Source organism: Microbulbifer jejuensis, assembly GCF_047289955.1.
Classification (GTDB): domain Bacteria; phylum Pseudomonadota; class Gammaproteobacteria; order Pseudomonadales; family Cellvibrionaceae; genus Microbulbifer.
On the sequence record NZ_JBLBUB010000027.1, the window covers coordinates 32,121 to 46,398 of the forward strand.

At 52.5% G+C, this 14,278-nt stretch carries 19 protein-coding genes; 13 read left to right on the plus strand and 6 right to left on the minus strand.

Annotated features, from left to right (window positions below; genetic code table 11):
* Nucleotides 1-536 precede the first annotated feature (536 nt).
* The 10 genes from ACL7TT_RS16340 to ACL7TT_RS16385 all read left to right on the plus strand — a co-directional run bounded on the left by ACL7TT_RS16340 (nucleotide 537) and on the right by ACL7TT_RS16385 (nucleotide 5,951).
* A complete protein-coding gene (locus ACL7TT_RS16340) occupies nucleotides 537-968 on the plus strand; it encodes a hypothetical protein (RefSeq protein WP_306040239.1) in 432 nt (143 codons plus the stop codon).
* Nucleotides 969-1,340: 372 nt separating this feature from the next.
* Complete coding sequence (locus ACL7TT_RS16345) at nucleotides 1,341-1,646, plus strand: helix-turn-helix domain-containing protein (RefSeq protein WP_306040241.1); 306 nt, start codon at nucleotides 1,341-1,343, stop codon at nucleotides 1,644-1,646.
* Between the two features lie 69 nt (nucleotides 1,647-1,715).
* On the plus strand, nucleotides 1,716-2,072 hold the full coding sequence (locus tag ACL7TT_RS16350; RefSeq protein WP_413397001.1) for a response regulator transcription factor: 357 nt from the start codon (nucleotides 1,716-1,718) through the stop codon (nucleotides 2,070-2,072).
* Nucleotides 2,069-2,356, plus strand: a complete 288-nt coding sequence (locus tag ACL7TT_RS16355) for a DUF6378 domain-containing protein (protein WP_413397003.1) — start codon at nucleotides 2,069-2,071, stop codon at nucleotides 2,354-2,356. Before ACL7TT_RS16350 ends, ACL7TT_RS16355 begins: the two co-directional genes overlap by 4 nt.
* A complete protein-coding gene (locus ACL7TT_RS16360; RefSeq protein ID WP_413397005.1) occupies nucleotides 2,295-2,804 on the plus strand; it encodes a hypothetical protein in 510 nt (169 codons plus the stop codon). The genes ACL7TT_RS16355 and ACL7TT_RS16360 overlap by 62 nt, the downstream gene beginning before the upstream one ends.
* Nucleotides 2,805-2,863: 59 nt before the next feature.
* Complete coding sequence (locus tag ACL7TT_RS16365; RefSeq protein ID WP_413397007.1) at nucleotides 2,864-3,691, plus strand: DUF2303 family protein; 828 nt, start codon at nucleotides 2,864-2,866, stop codon at nucleotides 3,689-3,691.
* A gap of 70 nt (nucleotides 3,692-3,761) precedes the next feature.
* Entirely contained in the window at nucleotides 3,762-3,986 is a 225-nt protein-coding gene (locus tag ACL7TT_RS16370) for a hypothetical protein (RefSeq protein ID WP_413397008.1), read from the plus strand.
* A gap of 230 nt (nucleotides 3,987-4,216) precedes the next feature.
* Entirely contained in the window at nucleotides 4,217-4,474 is a 258-nt protein-coding gene (locus tag ACL7TT_RS16375; protein ID WP_413397009.1) for a hypothetical protein, read from the plus strand.
* A 3-nt stretch (nucleotides 4,475-4,477) separates the two neighbouring features.
* On the plus strand, nucleotides 4,478-5,632 hold the full coding sequence (locus ACL7TT_RS16380; RefSeq protein WP_413397011.1) for a hypothetical protein: 1,155 nt from the start codon (nucleotides 4,478-4,480) through the stop codon (nucleotides 5,630-5,632).
* Between the two features lie 64 nt (nucleotides 5,633-5,696).
* The gene (locus tag ACL7TT_RS16385; RefSeq protein WP_413397013.1) at nucleotides 5,697-5,951 is read left to right on the plus strand and encodes a pyocin activator PrtN family protein; all 255 of its coding nucleotides are present in this window, start codon (nucleotides 5,697-5,699) and stop codon (nucleotides 5,949-5,951) included.
* Here the strand turns inward: ACL7TT_RS16385 and ACL7TT_RS16390 are convergent.
* The gene (locus ACL7TT_RS16390; protein ID WP_413397014.1) at nucleotides 5,917-7,050 is read right to left on the minus strand and encodes a tyrosine-type recombinase/integrase; all 1,134 of its coding nucleotides are present in this window, start codon (nucleotides 7,048-7,050) and stop codon (nucleotides 5,917-5,919) included. The genes ACL7TT_RS16385 and ACL7TT_RS16390 overlap by 35 nt on opposite strands.
* A 111-nt stretch (nucleotides 7,051-7,161) precedes the next feature.
* Between ACL7TT_RS16390 and dusA the strand changes: the two genes are divergently transcribed.
* The 3 genes from dusA to ACL7TT_RS16405 all read left to right on the plus strand — a co-directional run bounded on the left by dusA (nucleotide 7,162) and on the right by ACL7TT_RS16405 (nucleotide 9,637).
* Entirely contained in the window at nucleotides 7,162-8,139 is a 978-nt protein-coding gene (dusA, locus tag ACL7TT_RS16395; RefSeq protein ID WP_413397015.1) for a tRNA dihydrouridine(20/20a) synthase DusA, read from the plus strand.
* A 63-nt stretch (nucleotides 8,140-8,202) separates the two neighbouring features.
* A complete protein-coding gene (gene tal / locus ACL7TT_RS16400) occupies nucleotides 8,203-9,198 on the plus strand; it encodes a transaldolase (protein ID WP_413397016.1) in 996 nt (331 codons plus the stop codon).
* The gene (locus ACL7TT_RS16405; protein ID WP_299947035.1) at nucleotides 9,179-9,637 is read left to right on the plus strand and encodes a tellurite resistance TerB family protein; all 459 of its coding nucleotides are present in this window, start codon (nucleotides 9,179-9,181) and stop codon (nucleotides 9,635-9,637) included. The genes tal and ACL7TT_RS16405 overlap by 20 nt, the downstream gene beginning before the upstream one ends.
* 46 nt (nucleotides 9,638-9,683) lie before the next feature.
* Here the strand turns inward: ACL7TT_RS16405 and ACL7TT_RS16410 are convergent, their stop codons facing one another.
* The 5 genes from ACL7TT_RS16410 to ACL7TT_RS16430 form a co-directional block, all read right to left on the minus strand.
* Complete coding sequence (locus ACL7TT_RS16410) at nucleotides 9,684-10,199, minus strand: STAS domain-containing protein (protein ID WP_299947038.1); 516 nt, start codon at nucleotides 10,197-10,199, stop codon at nucleotides 9,684-9,686.
* 209 nt (nucleotides 10,200-10,408) lie between these two features.
* A complete protein-coding gene (locus ACL7TT_RS16415; RefSeq protein ID WP_413397017.1) occupies nucleotides 10,409-11,587 on the minus strand; it encodes a PP2C family protein-serine/threonine phosphatase in 1,179 nt (392 codons plus the stop codon).
* A gap of 38 nt (nucleotides 11,588-11,625) precedes the next feature.
* A complete protein-coding gene (locus ACL7TT_RS16420; protein ID WP_299947042.1) occupies nucleotides 11,626-12,531 on the minus strand; it encodes an MlaA family lipoprotein in 906 nt (301 codons plus the stop codon).
* A 122-nt stretch (nucleotides 12,532-12,653) separates the two neighbouring features.
* A complete protein-coding gene (locus ACL7TT_RS16425) occupies nucleotides 12,654-13,424 on the minus strand; it encodes an HvfC family RiPP maturation protein (protein ID WP_413397018.1) in 771 nt (256 codons plus the stop codon).
* The gene (locus tag ACL7TT_RS16430) at nucleotides 13,405-14,250 is read right to left on the minus strand and encodes an HvfB family MNIO-type RiPP peptide maturase (protein WP_413397019.1); all 846 of its coding nucleotides are present in this window, start codon (nucleotides 14,248-14,250) and stop codon (nucleotides 13,405-13,407) included. The genes ACL7TT_RS16425 and ACL7TT_RS16430 overlap by 20 nt, the downstream gene beginning before the upstream one ends.
* Nucleotides 14,251-14,278 lie beyond the last annotated feature (28 nt).

The window sequence follows — 14,278 nt, forward strand, 5'->3', positions numbered from 1 at the left end:
AGGCGCTGCCAAAACAGCTCACCCAGCAGCGCCTGTCCCTGCTCCGATTTGTGGAACTCCGCGACCGCGTTCTGTAACTCCTGCTTGTCCACCCCTCTCTCCTGTATGAATGACCATGGTTGGTTATTGATTAACCAAGTCTTGCCTTGCCTCCATACTGCTATTGGTGACAGGTAAGGGGCCTTCGCCCCAGATGTCCGGGCGGATTTCTTCCAGAGTTAGCTTTCCCTTGAGGACTACAGCCAACTTACGGGCCAGCTTGGGACCAGGTGGCTGTTTGCCGTTCCCATACGCAATGCGGTTTAGGTAGGCGCCAGTAGTCCCCACTTGAGCCGCTAAAGCTTCACGCTCGACCAAGGACAGAGAACGAAGGTAGTGATGTATGCTCATGACAAAACTATACATTCAATGTTTAGTTTATGGCAAATATTATTTATTTTTTAATGATTTCTTGGCGCACGGCAAAACATACAGGGATAATTTTTGCCTGCTAAAGGTTTGATAGAGTTAGAGGAGAGCCAGAGATTTGTACAAAGATGGACATTAACGATATTCGACGGGCAAATTTGCGCCGGATAGCCTCCAACTATAAAAGTCGAGCAGAGTTTGCAAGAGTATTAGAGCGCTCTGAGCAACAGCTTTACTATCTGATTGGACGCGCGGCAAGCAAACCTATAGGCGACCGCATTGCCCGAGATATTGAGAACCAGCTCGACCTACCCCGCGGTAAACTGGATCTTTTGGAGGAATCGACAAAAACCCCAGCCACTGCATCCGATGGTGTGAACTTAGAGGTGCTGCAGGACTGTATTGTTGCTGTCGAAGGGGAAATAGACGCTCAAAAGCTTGAAGGCATTCCCGCAGCCAGAAAAGCTCAGGCGATTGCGCTTGCTTATTCTGCAACCATGGCCAGCGGTAAAACCCAGGTTGTATCAGTGGATTTTATAGTGCGAACCCTTGCCCGCTAAACTCACGTACATCCCTATACATATTGTCTACCTTCCAGACTCAGCCAGATTTACTTGATACCAACAAGAGTTGTCATCATTAGCCCATATTCCTGAGCAAGGCCGTTTGATACAGTGCCGACATTGTTCTGGAATGACTGCTATCAAACTCGCTCGCGCAATATCTCTCGCTTCAGCACTTATTATCTTTTGTTCCTCGTCCAGCAACTCGATAAGCATCATGCCCTCCCAAAACACATCATGTGTAGTACACAACATTCATGTCGTGAACCTCATCACCATACGGGTTTAATCCAGGTTAAGGAAGAGTAAAATTTATACACTTTTGAAAGATTTAGTGCCAAAACTCCTTATATTTTGCCGAGTTCTCCGATGCACCAGCTTGGCTCGATAATTAAGCAACACCGTGAACTTCTCGGGCTGACTCAACAAGAGCTGTCTACTAAGCTTTATATTCCGCTGACCCAGCTGCAACGAATTGAGCAAGGGAAAGCTAAAACCATTTCTCCTGTTTTATTGAGGAAAATTGCTCTAGTCCTCGCACTAGACGGCAATACCTTGCTGTCACTCCCTCCTCGCCCAGGCTCTTTACAGCACCAGATAGAGCTGTTGCCCTCCCCAGCCAAACATCACCTTGTTAAGTTTCTCAAAGAAATAGCCGCCGGTTTTGAAAATTAACTAAACATTTAGTGTTTACTTATATAAACACTGTGTGTAGAGTTGATTAGACCCTTTTGGAGAACTGCCATGCACGGCACCAGCTCAACCACTCCTAGCAGCAAGTACAGGAAGCTGGCCCCCCGCCAGGCTGAAGCCCTTACACACCGCGCTCGCGGCCTTAGCAATGCTGAAACCGCCGCCGCTATGCACTGCTCTATCGCCAATGTCGCCAACCTGTTGACTGAATGCTTCTTTAAATTGCACGCCCGTAACAGTACCGATGCCGTCGCTAAAGCCATTAAACACGGCCTGATTCAGTTCACTCTGGTCGCCTCAATCATTAGCGGCGTTGGCCCTGAGGCCCAGGAACAACTGCGTACCCGCTTCCAGCGCCGCCCAACCGTTAAAACCACTCGCATACGCAACCAGGAGGGATTCCTGTGAGCGCCATCTACAGCGCCCCAGCCTTTCTGGAAAAAGCCGCTCAGCATATGCGCGACCGTGCCGTGCAGCGAGATAGCGAAGACGGCGAGCGCTCCATGGCCAAAACCGTTGCCGCTTTTAATGCCCTCTACGGGTTTGATCTCACGGAAGAGCAGGGATGGCAGTTTATGGTGCTACTGAAGCAATCCCGTGCAAGCTGTGGGGTGTTTGTACCAGACGACTATGAAGACGGCGCTGCCTATTTTGCCCTGGCCGGTGAAGCCGCAGCAAAGAACAGGAGCTAAAGAATTTCCACCGCGCCCCTGGCGCATTCAGTCAGCTGTAACCGTATGGGCTGCCTGTATGGGGCCCTCTTTTAAATACTTGGAGCATCCCATGGCTACTAATGTAAACCGGTTTATTTCAGAACTTGATGGCGGCGTCTTTGAGGAAAAACTCGCCCATATCCTGAGCGATGTTGCCTCTGCGGTCACGGATTATGACCGCAAGGGCGAAGTTCAAATCACCCTCAAGGTGGGAAAAATCAAGAACAGCCACCAAGTGCAAATCGAGCACACCCTGAAATACAAAAAGCCAACCAACCACGGCTCTATCTCCGAGGACAACGCCACCTCTACTCCTATGTACGTTGGCACCAAAGGCGCCTTGTCTTTCTTTCCTGAAAAACAGAACCAGATGTTCGACACAAAAGGAGGCATTAATAACGATGTAACCCAGATCCGAAAGTCGTAACCCGGAAGGCAATCGGCTTTCAGTAATCACTTACCAAGACCACTAAAGGAAAATTGCAAATGCTCATGGATCAAAGCGCAATCAAGGAGATCAAGGAATCTCAAACCACCGCAGAGTTGGCAGCCACCATCGGCAGCGCTAACTTGGATATGCCAATCATGGCCGCTCCAGAAGGATTCAAAATTCACAGCCTGGAAAAGTATCTCCCAGGCCGCAACCGCTACCGTGGCCTGATGGAAACTGTCGCACTAGAGGATTTCACTTCTTATTGTCTGGAGTTCGGCGGAGCTGAATCTGCTTGTTTCGTCGACCCACAGCGTATGACAGCACGATCTGTTTTCAACCTGGGCAGCGTATTAGAGCCCGGCCATGCTGACTTCATCGCAAAACTCAGCCTTATCCAAACCGCAGAGCTTAAAGCCTTGCTGCAACTGAACGGCGACCGCTGCAAACAGAAGTACATGGCAGAGTTTATGGAGGACCATACGGACAACATTACCTGCTATTCCAGTGACGGCGAGACAATCCCGAACAGTAAAGCCGTTGCTGCAATACGCCGCCTTACCATCGAATCCTCCAGAAAAGAAGAGCACGAGACTCAGGACTTCAATACAAGCCGTAGTGCTTTGGAAAAAATCGAAGCCCGCAGTGATGAAGGCTTACCAGCGGGCTTTAGATTTGAATGCACCCCCTACAACGGCCTGGACTCTCGCAGCTTCGACCTACGCCTGTCCATTCTTACAGGTGGTGACGCACCCACACTCACTGCCCGCATTAAGCGCCTGGAAGCGACCCAAGAGGATATGGGCAAGGAGTTACAGGAAAAATTGGCCAATGTATTCAAGCCCGCCAAAATCAACACCTATATCGGCAGTTTTGCTGCGTAATTAGCTGATGGCTGTACCCCACTGCTTGGGTCGCAGGTACTGGGCCCCTTTTTAAAAGGAGCAATATTCAATGAGGCGATACGCAGTTTTTTGCGGTAGCTACAACCTGATGATAGGTGGCGCAAAAGATTTATTGGAGTCATTCGAAACCCTCGAGAAAGCAAAAGAAAAAGTTGAGCAAATTCCCAAAGAAAATTCCTTTGCTAACTGGGTACAAATCTTCGACAAAGAAACCGAAGAGGTAACCGTTTATACCATCGTTGACGGCAAGTTAAAGGAAAGGAAAGACGAATAATCACACCCCTAAATAACTCCCTCAGCCCGCCTAGTGTGGGCTTTGTGGGTGACAGTATTTAATATTTTAATCAACTTGGTACAAGAAAATGAATGAAATTTGATTTTAGAATCACTGGCGAAAATTAGACTGTTTTTTCTTCTCTTGATTGACAGTCTATTTTTCTTCCCCAACTAGGATTGGTGATCTCGAGTCCGGTGGAAGGCCGGCACCCAATAAAAGGAATTCGCATGAAACATTTAACCGTGCCCATAGATATTCGCAACGGTCGCCCACTGATCACCAATACGATGAAATCGCAATGCATTGGTGAGCACACCTTCTTCCGAGAGGAAGCTTGCGGCCAGTGCTTACTTGAAGGCCATCGCGATGACTGTGAATACTGCCAGGGCTCCGGCGAATATCTACAGGAAATCACCGTACCCTGGACTACCGCCAAAGAGATTTACAAGGCTATGACAGAAGCTGCGGTCAGGGGTGAGGGCTGAGTTGTGAGGCTTTGGCAATCCCTCACCGGCATCGCCGCACTCATTTTCTGCGGCACCAGCCTCGCCTTTACTGTGCAGCTGTGGATCGCTATACCCAGCACTACCGGCAGCCAGGTAGTGGCCGGACTTACCGCCGTTGCTCTGGAGCTGTGTAAGTTTAGTTTTGCGCCTCTGGGCCTCTGGCTGCGCTCCCAGGGACAGCTCAGTGGCCATGTCCTCCTCGTACTCTGGCCATTACTGGTGGTGATCAGTATTGTCGCCACCGTTGGTTTTCTCGCCACACACAGTGAAGAACAGCAGCAACGCAGCACCCAGGGCAGCCTCGAATACCAAGCGCTTGAACAGCAGCTCAACAGTATTAAAGAGCAGATCAACAGCCTCAACGGCCTGATCGCCACAGACGCCGCCAACGGTTACCGCCAGCGCGCCATTGATACCGCCGCCCAATTGCGCGCCTTGGAAGGCCAGCGCAGCCAGTTGATCGAAAACTTATCCAAAGCCCAACCAGGCGCCAGCACACACGGTGCATTTAACAGCCTGGCCAGCATGCTCAATACAGACCCCGTGCGATTACAGCACGCCGGATTCCTCGCCCTGGCAATCATCACAGATGTGGTAGGGCTGGTAGCGTTACTAGCGTTTAACGCTGCCTCAACGGTTTGTAAACGGCTGTCAACGGATGCTCAACCGTTGTCAACGGCTTGTAAACGGCCGTTAACAACTTGTAAACGGCTGTTAACACATTTGTTAACGGTCGGTAAACGGTCGCCAATGGAGCCGAAACGGTTGCCATCTGACGCTAAACAGCTGTTAACAGTAGGTAAACGGTTGTCAACGGAAGAGCAAGATTCCTCAACACACCCCCAACAGTTGTCAACGGTTTGTAAACGGCCCTCAATGCCAGCTAAACGCTTGTCAACGGTCGGTAAACGGCTTGTAAACGCCGATCTCAGCCAGGAACAGATTGAGCTAGCCGACCGTATTTGCGCCGGTGAATTCGGCACCCGCCCCGTGCTGAGGCGCATCAACAACGCCGTGCGCGGCGGTAATAGATTCGTAAAACCCGTTTTCGATGCCCTGGAGCAGGCAGGAGAAATCACTCGTGACGGCCATGGATTTTGTTTGGCTGAAGACCAAAGGATAGGAGAGCCGACATGACAGAACCTAAGACAGCGCTAAAGAAGTTCAGACTGGAAGCTCTCAACGGAGAGGAAACCAAAAAGTGAATACAGTATTTTTACTAATGGCTGAGTTCGGTAGTGTGGATATCCCTCTTAAGAAATGCTGTGAGAAATATTTCGGAATGTTGCCACGCAAAGCAATGGAACGCGCACGTTTACACCAACTCCCCGTGCCCGCTTATCGTGGAGGATCGCAGAAAAGTGAATGGTTGATCAGTGCTAATGACTTAGCACAACATATTGATGGTTGCCGCAAGCAAGCTATGAATGACTGGCAGCGTTTAAACAACTCTTGAGAGTGGGCCGGTATCTCCAGCCAGCGTACTTATCCACCTCACCAAATTCATAGAGGTGCGTATAACGCTGAAGTGTAGACCAGGAACGATGGCCAGTGATCTGTGCTACCCGCTGGATCGGAAAGCCGCGCTCAAACCAATAGCTCGCTGCTTCATGGCGCAAATCGTGAAAGCGCAAATCTTTGATTTCCAGCACTTTGTTAATTACCCCAAACCGACCGCCAATTGATTTCGATTGATAGGGGAATATACATTTATCAACACGTGGCTGGCGCTGAATCACGGCTAGCGCTTCATCCGGCAAGTGTGCCCAGAATGACACCGGGCGAACAGGATCTTTGGCATCTCGCACCAGAATCTGCCGACGCTCATCATCCAGATCATCCCAAAGCAGCCCAGTAATCTCTTCCATCCTTCGCGCAGAGAAAATAGCAAACAGTACCAACTCATCTATGGGAATTGTCAATTTTCGGCTGGAACGGCAATAATCGATTATCGTCTCCAACTCTGCCAGCGTCGGCCTGCGGTCACGTTTCTCTGCACGGGTCACCATGCGTGTGCGCACAGCCACATCAAACGCAGTAGCCACTTCATCAGCAGCAATGGGCCACTCCCGACTTGCGGCGATGGTACGAAAAGCAACCGACAACCACATAATGTCGTTTTTAACCGTTTGAGGTTTCGCTTCTTTTAATCGTCTGCGCAAATATTCCAAAACCTCTTTACGGCGTAAATGTACGGCATCCAAGTCGGCAATATCCGGGCGCCGTATCAGCATTTTTATCGTGGCCAATTTGCTGCGCCCAAAACTACCAACCTCAATAAAGTCATCCAGGTAGGTTTGCAGTACATGGCCTACCGTGATGCCGCGCTGCTGATGTTTGCGCCACTGGTCCGGGTCGCTAAGTTCCAGTTCTCGTCTATCAACCCACGCCTTTGCCAGTGCCTTTTTGCCGAATGTTTCCGCCTCTGTGTAAACTAACTTAGAGTTCTTAAAAATGCGGATTTGCGCCGTATAACGCACTTCCCCTTTCGCATTCTTGCGTGCCCGAATCGTGGCCATTGATTTCTCACTGGTACAAGCTTTTTCTTGTACCATTATTGTACCACTGTGGGTGTAAAAACAGGTTAAAATGGGGTTTTTAGGCGCCTTTTGCAACTTTGAAACATCGGCTTAGAATTTGATATACCCCTTTAAAATCAATTAGTTATGCCTGAATACAACTCGCACCGCTTTTGTACTGCGCCACTTTTGGACTGGAGTGACCGCCATTGCCGCTATCTGTGGCGCCTCCTGAGCAAACACGCGCGTCTCTATACCGAAATGGTCACCACCGGTGCAATACTGCACGGTGACCGGGAGCGACATCTACAGTTTGATGCCGTCGAACAGCCCCTGGCCCTGCAACTGGGTGGCAGCGACCCACAGGCACTGGCGGAATGTGCCCGTATCGCCGAGGGGTGGGGTTATTCCGAAATCAATCTCAATTGTGGTTGTCCCAGCAACCGGGTCCAGTCTGGCCGGTTTGGCGCCTGCCTTATGGCAGACCCGGATACGGTTGCGGCCGGGCTCGCCGCCATGCGCGCAGCCGTCACAATTCCCGTGACAGTAAAGCACCGTATCGGGATAGACGACATGGAAGACTACGCGGGCCTGGCCCGCTTTGTGGAAGCCCAGGCAGCGGTGGGCATCAACACCTTTATCGTGCATGCCCGCAAAGCCTGGCTACAAGGTCTCAGCCCCAAGGAGAACCGGGAAATACCCCCACTCAATTACGATTTAGTCTACCAACTGAAAAAGGACTACCCGGATTTGCAGGTTGTCATCAACGGTGGTATCCATTCTCTGGAAGCATGCCAGCACCATTTACAACACGTTGATGGTGTGATGCTGGGGCGCGCCGCCTACCAAAATCCCTCCCTATTGGCGCAAGTAGACAATCAGCTGTTTGGCGAAAAAGAGGGGCCGGATGCAACCCAAGTCGTCGAGCAGATTCTGCCCTATATCGAACGGGAACTCGGCCGCGGCCAGCGACTCAACTATATTACCCGCCATATGCTCGGACTCTTTCAGGGCCTGCCGGGCGCAAAACGCTTTCGGCGCCACATCAGCGAAAATGCCCACAGGAAAGGAGCTGGACCGGAAATCGTGTCTGAAGCTTTGGCACTGGTCACTCATGCCATATAGTCTTTGCGGCCAACAGCCGGCACTTTTGCAGGAGCAAGCCGGCCAACAAACAAGGGAAATGCGATGAATAAACTGGAACAGCTCAAAAAGCGCAGTCAGGTTGTGGCCGATACCGGCGACATTGAGGCCATTCGTCGGTATCGGCCCCATGACGCCACCACCAATCCCTCCCTGCTGTACAAGGCTGCCCAGCTTCCGCAGTACAAGGGGCTTATCGGTGAGTCTCTGGACTGGGTGCAACGCCACCAGGGATACAAAAACCCGGCTGAAACTGCACGGCTGGCCGCCATTAAGCTGGCCGTCGATATCGGAGCGGAGATCTTACAGTTGGTTCCGGGCGTGGTTTCGACAGAAGTGGATGCGCGCCTCTCCTTTGATAGCCGCGCCACCATCGACTACGCGCGCCACCTGGTCGCCCTTTACGAACGTGTGGGTGTGCCGCGAGAACGGGTATTGATAAAAGTCGCCGCCACCTGGGAGGGTATAACCGCAGCGGAAATACTGGAACGCGAGGATATCCGCTGCAACCTGACGCTGTTGTTTAGCCTGTGCCAGGCTATCGCCTGCGCCGAGGCAGATATCAGCCTGATATCCCCCTTTGTCGGCCGCATACTCGACTGGCATCTGGCCAACGGGGAACCCAAGGCATACTGTGGGGAAGAGGACCCCGGAGTTGTCTCAGTGCGCAATATTTACCACTACTACAAGTCCCGCGACTACGATACCATCGTGATGGGCGCCAGCTTCCGCAATAGCGGGGAGATTGAAGCCCTGGCCGGTTGCGACCGCCTGACCATCAGTCCCCAGTTGCTGCAGGCACTGGAGGAAAATACAGAGAAGCTTGAAAGCGGGCTGCCCACCAATATCAAGCCCCAATCGCGCCCCGCCCGGAGACTGAGCGAGGCGGAATTCCGCTACCAGCTAAACAGTGACGCCATGGCGACAGAGAAGCTCGCCGAAGGTATCCGCAATTTTGCCAAAGATCAGCAGCGCCTTGAAATGCTGTTGCAGAGCCAAGTAATAGGACACCAGAAAACCGATGCTGCAACAAATCCGTAAGTTGTTTAAACAGATTGGCAGCAGTGCCGATGTAGAAACGCGCAGTGCAATCGACATGCGCATGATCAGTGCCGCACTTCTGGTTGAGGTGGCCACTGTTGATCAAGAGCTGGAACAACGTGAGCGCGACACCCTCACCCAGCTGTTGCGCCAGCATTACGCACTGGATGCCGACAGCGCGAGCGTAATCATCGATGAAGCCATAGCACAGAGAGATCAGGCTACCTCGCTATTTGAATTCACCCAGGCGGTAAACGATCAGTTCAGCGTGCAGGACAAGTATCTTCTGGTGCTTCAAATGTGGCAGGTGGCCTTTTCCGACAATGTGATCGAAGCCTTCGAAGAGTACCTGATTCGCCGGGTGTCCGAGCTGATCTATTTGCCCCACGGGCTGTTTACCAAAGCCCGAGCCGAAGCGCGGGATATGAAGGAAGCCTGATTGGAAAGTAGGCACCGGCAAGATTCGCTCTGCCGCCGAGTGATCACTACGGTTGCGAAGAAGACTTTCCCGGTAGCTCACACTCCCATTCGAGGGTGTGTACCAGATCGCGAAATGTCTCCGCATTTTTTTCGTTCATACTCATCAATATACGATGAGCCTCCAATACCTTCTCCCGTGCTCCGCACTCATCCGGCGCCTTGGGCACCAAGAGTGTGGTTTGTCCGGGGAATTTTTGCCGCTCATCACTGATTTCTACCAGCGCATCGAATCCCATTGCATCAAACAGATGCCGGATACCCTGGTCCGAACAAAACACCAGGGGCTTCTTGCAGCCGTGTTCCAGCACATGCATCGCAATCTTGGCGATCAAACCCAGGGTGGTGCTGTCGATTCCCTGTGCTTCGTGTAGGTCAAAAGCAACTCCGGCAAAATCATCCTGCCCGATCATGTCTTCGGTAAAACTATCGAAGGTGGTACAGAGGTCGAGCCGAACATCGCCGACCAGCTTGATAATGTAAACACCCTCGTGGGTTCCAACCATAATTTGCCCGGACTGCATAACAACCCCCGGTTCACCCGCAAGCACAATAAAGCCGATGTGCAGGCGGATAGCAAAAATTCCCTGGCAGAGAACACAATCGCCCTCGGCGGTTCTGCCACTTCACGCCAATTTGTGTATAAAGTGAGCAGAGCTTACTCCCGACCGCGCGCACTGACAAGAGCATCAGGGTATGAATCTTGACTGATTGGTCAGATTAAATACTGTTCCTATTTGTGCCCCATCGTGAGGATAGTCATATCGTCTGGCAGGGCACCATAAGTATCCACTTTCAGGCTTTTGCGCAATTGTTCCAGTTCGCCCCCACTTTCCGCAATCAGCTGCAAAAGCCGCGCCTCTTTTTCCAACAGGTTTCCCTGGAGCAGCTCCAGCACTCCATCGGAACAGGCTACCAGTTGCCAGTTGGACGGGAGTTCAACGCACATTACCTGCCAGTCACCCCGTTCGAAGATTCCCAAAGGCCGCCCCTTTCCGGCCAGCCATTCGGCATCACCGGCAGTGACAAGGGCTGGCATGGGGATTTGTCCCGCTACAGAATAGAGCAACTGATTTTCCGCCGTATCAATCACGCCGACAAACATGCTGGCATGCTTATCCATGGGTGTGGATAAAAGCTCACGGTTTATCAGGTCAAGCATTTCAAGCAAGTCCGCATTGAGGAATTCGGGATGGGTAAACAGCGGCCGCTCCCGCAGGCAGTGCATAATGCTGTGCTTGATCAGCGCGGTGACCAGTGCCGATGAGACACCATGCCCGGAGACGTCCACCAAATAGAAGGCCACAAAGCGTTCACCAAAAAGACCGTAATCGACAAAGTCGCCACTGAGGTACAGGGAGGGAACCAGAAAATAGGCAGCCTCAACGCCACCAGGGTAGCGATAGGGCGTGCGTGGTAGCAGGTGTTGCTGCAACAGGCGTCCCGCTTCCTGGTCGCGCCTCAGCAACTCAATATGATCAGACAACTCCCGATTGCGACACTCCAGCGCCTGCCGGTACTCCCGGTTCTGCTGGGCGAGATTTTCTGCCTCGGAGATGCGGCAGATAGCCCGGTCCATCAGGGTTTCCTGCTCAATAGGTTTCAGGAAGTAGTCACAGGCGCCGAGGCGAATGGTGTGCAACACTTCGTTTACTTCTAAGCTGTCGGAGATCATGATAACCGCCGTTTCCGGCGATTGTCGCTTGACCTTACGCAGTATCTCCAGCCCACTGACATCCGTTAATTGGAGATCCACCACTACCAGCTGAAAAAGGCCCGGGGAAAACTGCTCCATACCCCCGTGTCCGGTGGAGGCCAGGGTAACGTGAAACCCATGCTTGGAGAGCACCCCGCGCAAAAAATCGCGGGCGTGCTCGTCTTCAGTCATTAACAGGCTATTTGGGCTGGCCATAAGTGGCCCTGGGGGGGGCAGGTGTCACTACGGGGTGATCAGTAGTCACTGGACTCCTCGACTTCAGCCTGGTCAATCGCTTCGGCAGCTTCGGCTTCGCTGTCCACGTCGATCTCGCCATCCACGATCAGGAAATCCCGGCGCTGTAGATAGGCGTCGCGCAGTAAGACATAGCGATCGCCCTGTAGCAGGGATTCCGCTTCCAGCAGACTGGCACGATCCTGGATGATATCAGTCGCCCTGAGTGTGTAACGGGTGGGGTCGTGATCCACGTACGTAATAGGATTAGTATAGTGATCCACCACCCTGGCCGGTGTATCCCTCACCGTGGAAGGCCCCAGTAGCGGCAAGACCAGGTAGGGCCCCGAGGGCACGCCCCACACCGCCAGTGTCTGACCGAAGTCTTCACCATCGCCCTCTTCCAGCCCCATATACTGTGCTACGTCCAGGATACCGACAATACCGACCGTGCTGTTAACCAGGAAACGACCCGCATCGTTACCTGCCTGGCCCAACTTGCCCTGAAGCAAACCATTGAAGGTATTGGTCACCTCTCTCAGATTGCTGAAGAAATTGCTGATGCCGTGTTGCATAAATATCGGGGTTATCTGTCGATAACTTACCGCAGCGGGCTTCAACACGTAGCGATCAGCCCCATCATTGAAAACAAATATGGCACGGTTGAATCCCTCCCAGGGATCGCGCAGGGAAAAGTCCGCACCATCCGCATCGCCATACTCATCCGCGGGATCAAAACCGTATTCTTCTTCCAGTGATCCACTGTTGTCGCCGGCGTTAGTCTGCCCGGTAGATCCCGGCTGTTCATCGGTACCGGTTTCCGCTGATACGGCTCCAAATGGATCTTTTTGTGCCAATACGGCCACTGGAGAAATCGACAGGAATGCAGCGATCAACCAGGCCGAAAATGCTGTACGTCCCAGCAAAACCTCGCTCCTCTTCTATCAAACACGCAGGCCAGGAATTCTAATGCCCCCGCGCAGCATAAGCCACCCTCGGGGGCACAGCTGCCGGGATTCATCAAAGATAACCCAGTTTCAGGCAAGCACTAGGCTCTCAAGCCGGCGATAACACCATTGTCCAGCAGTTTCTGCAATAGCGCGACACCAAACGTGCGTAGGGAGCCACTGTCCACTTGGGGCAATTCTCCGGCAATCTGCGTGAGCAGTTGTGCGCCCATGGCATCTTCCTCAGAGGCCAGCTGCAACAGGCGTGCCGTTACTGCATTGACCTCCATAAAATGGACTTCATCATCGCGCCCGCGATACACCAACAAAAAGGTCGGGGTTTCCGAAGGCTCCTGGGGCTGAAAGTCCGGCCCGATACGGTGTACGGGATATCGATAGCTGAGACTCCACACCAGTGGCGATACCACCAGCACAGATTCGAGCACATCGCCGGCTTGGCGCAAGCCGGTCGGTATTTCTGCGACACTGACATCAAGTGCCAACTCCACCCACTCGTAGTGGGCCAGCTCCAACAAAAAAGGCGGGTCTTCTTCCCGCTGGCCCCGTTCATGTTGCAGGTAGGAGAGGAACTCTTCACTAATCTGCAGAAAGTAGGGGCTGGTTGCCGCATGCTGGCGAATAAAATCGCGCACCATGTTGTGCCAGTGGGTATCACTGTACAAACTGCGCAGTATCGGGAAACCACTCGAAATAAAGGATTCGATGTTGCTGTAAATCAGGTCCCGGTAAATAGCCAGCCTCCGCGCCTCAATGTTCGCGGGCGGGGTATTTACATCCGGGGCGCGCAAATGAGCGGCAAAATCCCTCTGCAGACTCTGGAACCCACAGGGCTTATCGGCTACTGAGGACATAATTTTCTTCTACCAGGTGACTGGCCTGAATCGCCTTGATCTGTCCGACTTCTTCAAGCAATTCCGGCAGGGGCGGAATATTGAAATCGCGCTCCAGCAGAGTTGGCATCACACCGTGGATCTCATAGGCCTTGTCCAGCAGTTGCCATACGGGGTCAATCACCGGAGCACCGTGGGTATCCACTTTTAGATCGTCCGCCTCATCATAGTGACCTGCAACATGGATATAACGCACTCTTTTTGTGGGAAGTCCCCGCAGAAACTCCAAGGAATCGTAACGGTGGTTGATGGCGTTAACGTAGATATTGTTTACATCCAGCAGAAGATCGCAGTCTGCCTCTGCCAGTACTGCCTTGAGAAAAGCCAGTTCGCTCATCTCCTGTCCAGGGGCTGCATAATAGGAAACGTTTTCCATCGCGATCCGCTCCCCCAGCACATCCTGCACGATACGAATGCGCTCGGCGACGTGCATCACCGCTTCCGAGGTAAAAGGTATCGGCAGCAGGTCGTAAAGGTGGCCCTGATCGGAACAATAGCTGAGATGCTCGCTGTAACAGCGGATATCGTGTTCACGGATAAATTGCTTGACTGATCCAACCAGCTCCATATCCAGAGGCTCAGATGCCCCAATCGACAGAGACAGGCCATGCAGCATAAAAGGAAAGCGTTCGGTGTATTCACGAAACCACCGGCCGTAGCGCCCACCGACACCAATCCAATTCTCCGGCGCCACTTCAAGGAAATCTACCGCATCGGATTGCAATTTCTCGCCCATCATCGAGCGACGCAATCCGAGACCGGCTCCTTCAACTGGATACTTGGGCACCACGTTTTGCCTCGCATTGATGTTTGCT

Coding starts and splice junctions, on each gene's coding strand:
- ACL7TT_RS16405 (WP_299947035.1), top strand. CDS start 9,179: ATGCTGCAACAAATCCGTAAGTTGTTTAAACAGATTGGCAGCAGTGCC.
- tal (WP_413397016.1), top strand. CDS start 8,203: ATGAATAAACTGGAACAGCTCAAAAAGCGCAGTCAGGTTGTGGCCGAT.
- ACL7TT_RS16365 (WP_413397007.1), top strand. CDS start 2,864: ATGCTCATGGATCAAAGCGCAATCAAGGAGATCAAGGAATCTCAAACC.
- ACL7TT_RS16360 (WP_413397005.1), top strand. CDS start 2,295: ATGAAGACGGCGCTGCCTATTTTGCCCTGGCCGGTGAAGCCGCAGCAA.
- ACL7TT_RS16375 (WP_413397009.1), top strand. CDS start 4,217: ATGAAACATTTAACCGTGCCCATAGATATTCGCAACGGTCGCCCACTG.
- ACL7TT_RS16370 (WP_413397008.1), top strand. CDS start 3,762: ATGAGGCGATACGCAGTTTTTTGCGGTAGCTACAACCTGATGATAGGT.
- dusA (WP_413397015.1), top strand. CDS start 7,162: ATGCCTGAATACAACTCGCACCGCTTTTGTACTGCGCCACTTTTGGAC.
- ACL7TT_RS16345 (WP_306040241.1), top strand. CDS start 1,341: ATGCACCAGCTTGGCTCGATAATTAAGCAACACCGTGAACTTCTCGGG.
- ACL7TT_RS16340 (WP_306040239.1), top strand. CDS start 537: ATGGACATTAACGATATTCGACGGGCAAATTTGCGCCGGATAGCCTCC.
- ACL7TT_RS16410 (WP_299947038.1), bottom strand. CDS start 10,199: ATGCAGTCCGGGCAAATTATGGTTGGAACCCACGAGGGTGTTTACATT.
- ACL7TT_RS16350 (WP_413397001.1), top strand. CDS start 1,716: ATGCACGGCACCAGCTCAACCACTCCTAGCAGCAAGTACAGGAAGCTG.
- ACL7TT_RS16390 (WP_413397014.1), bottom strand. CDS start 7,050: ATGGTACAAGAAAAAGCTTGTACCAGTGAGAAATCAATGGCCACGATT.
- ACL7TT_RS16425 (WP_413397018.1), bottom strand. CDS start 13,424: ATGTCCTCAGTAGCCGATAAGCCCTGTGGGTTCCAGAGTCTGCAGAGG.
- ACL7TT_RS16415 (WP_413397017.1), bottom strand. CDS start 11,587: ATGGCCAGCCCAAATAGCCTGTTAATGACTGAAGACGAGCACGCCCGC.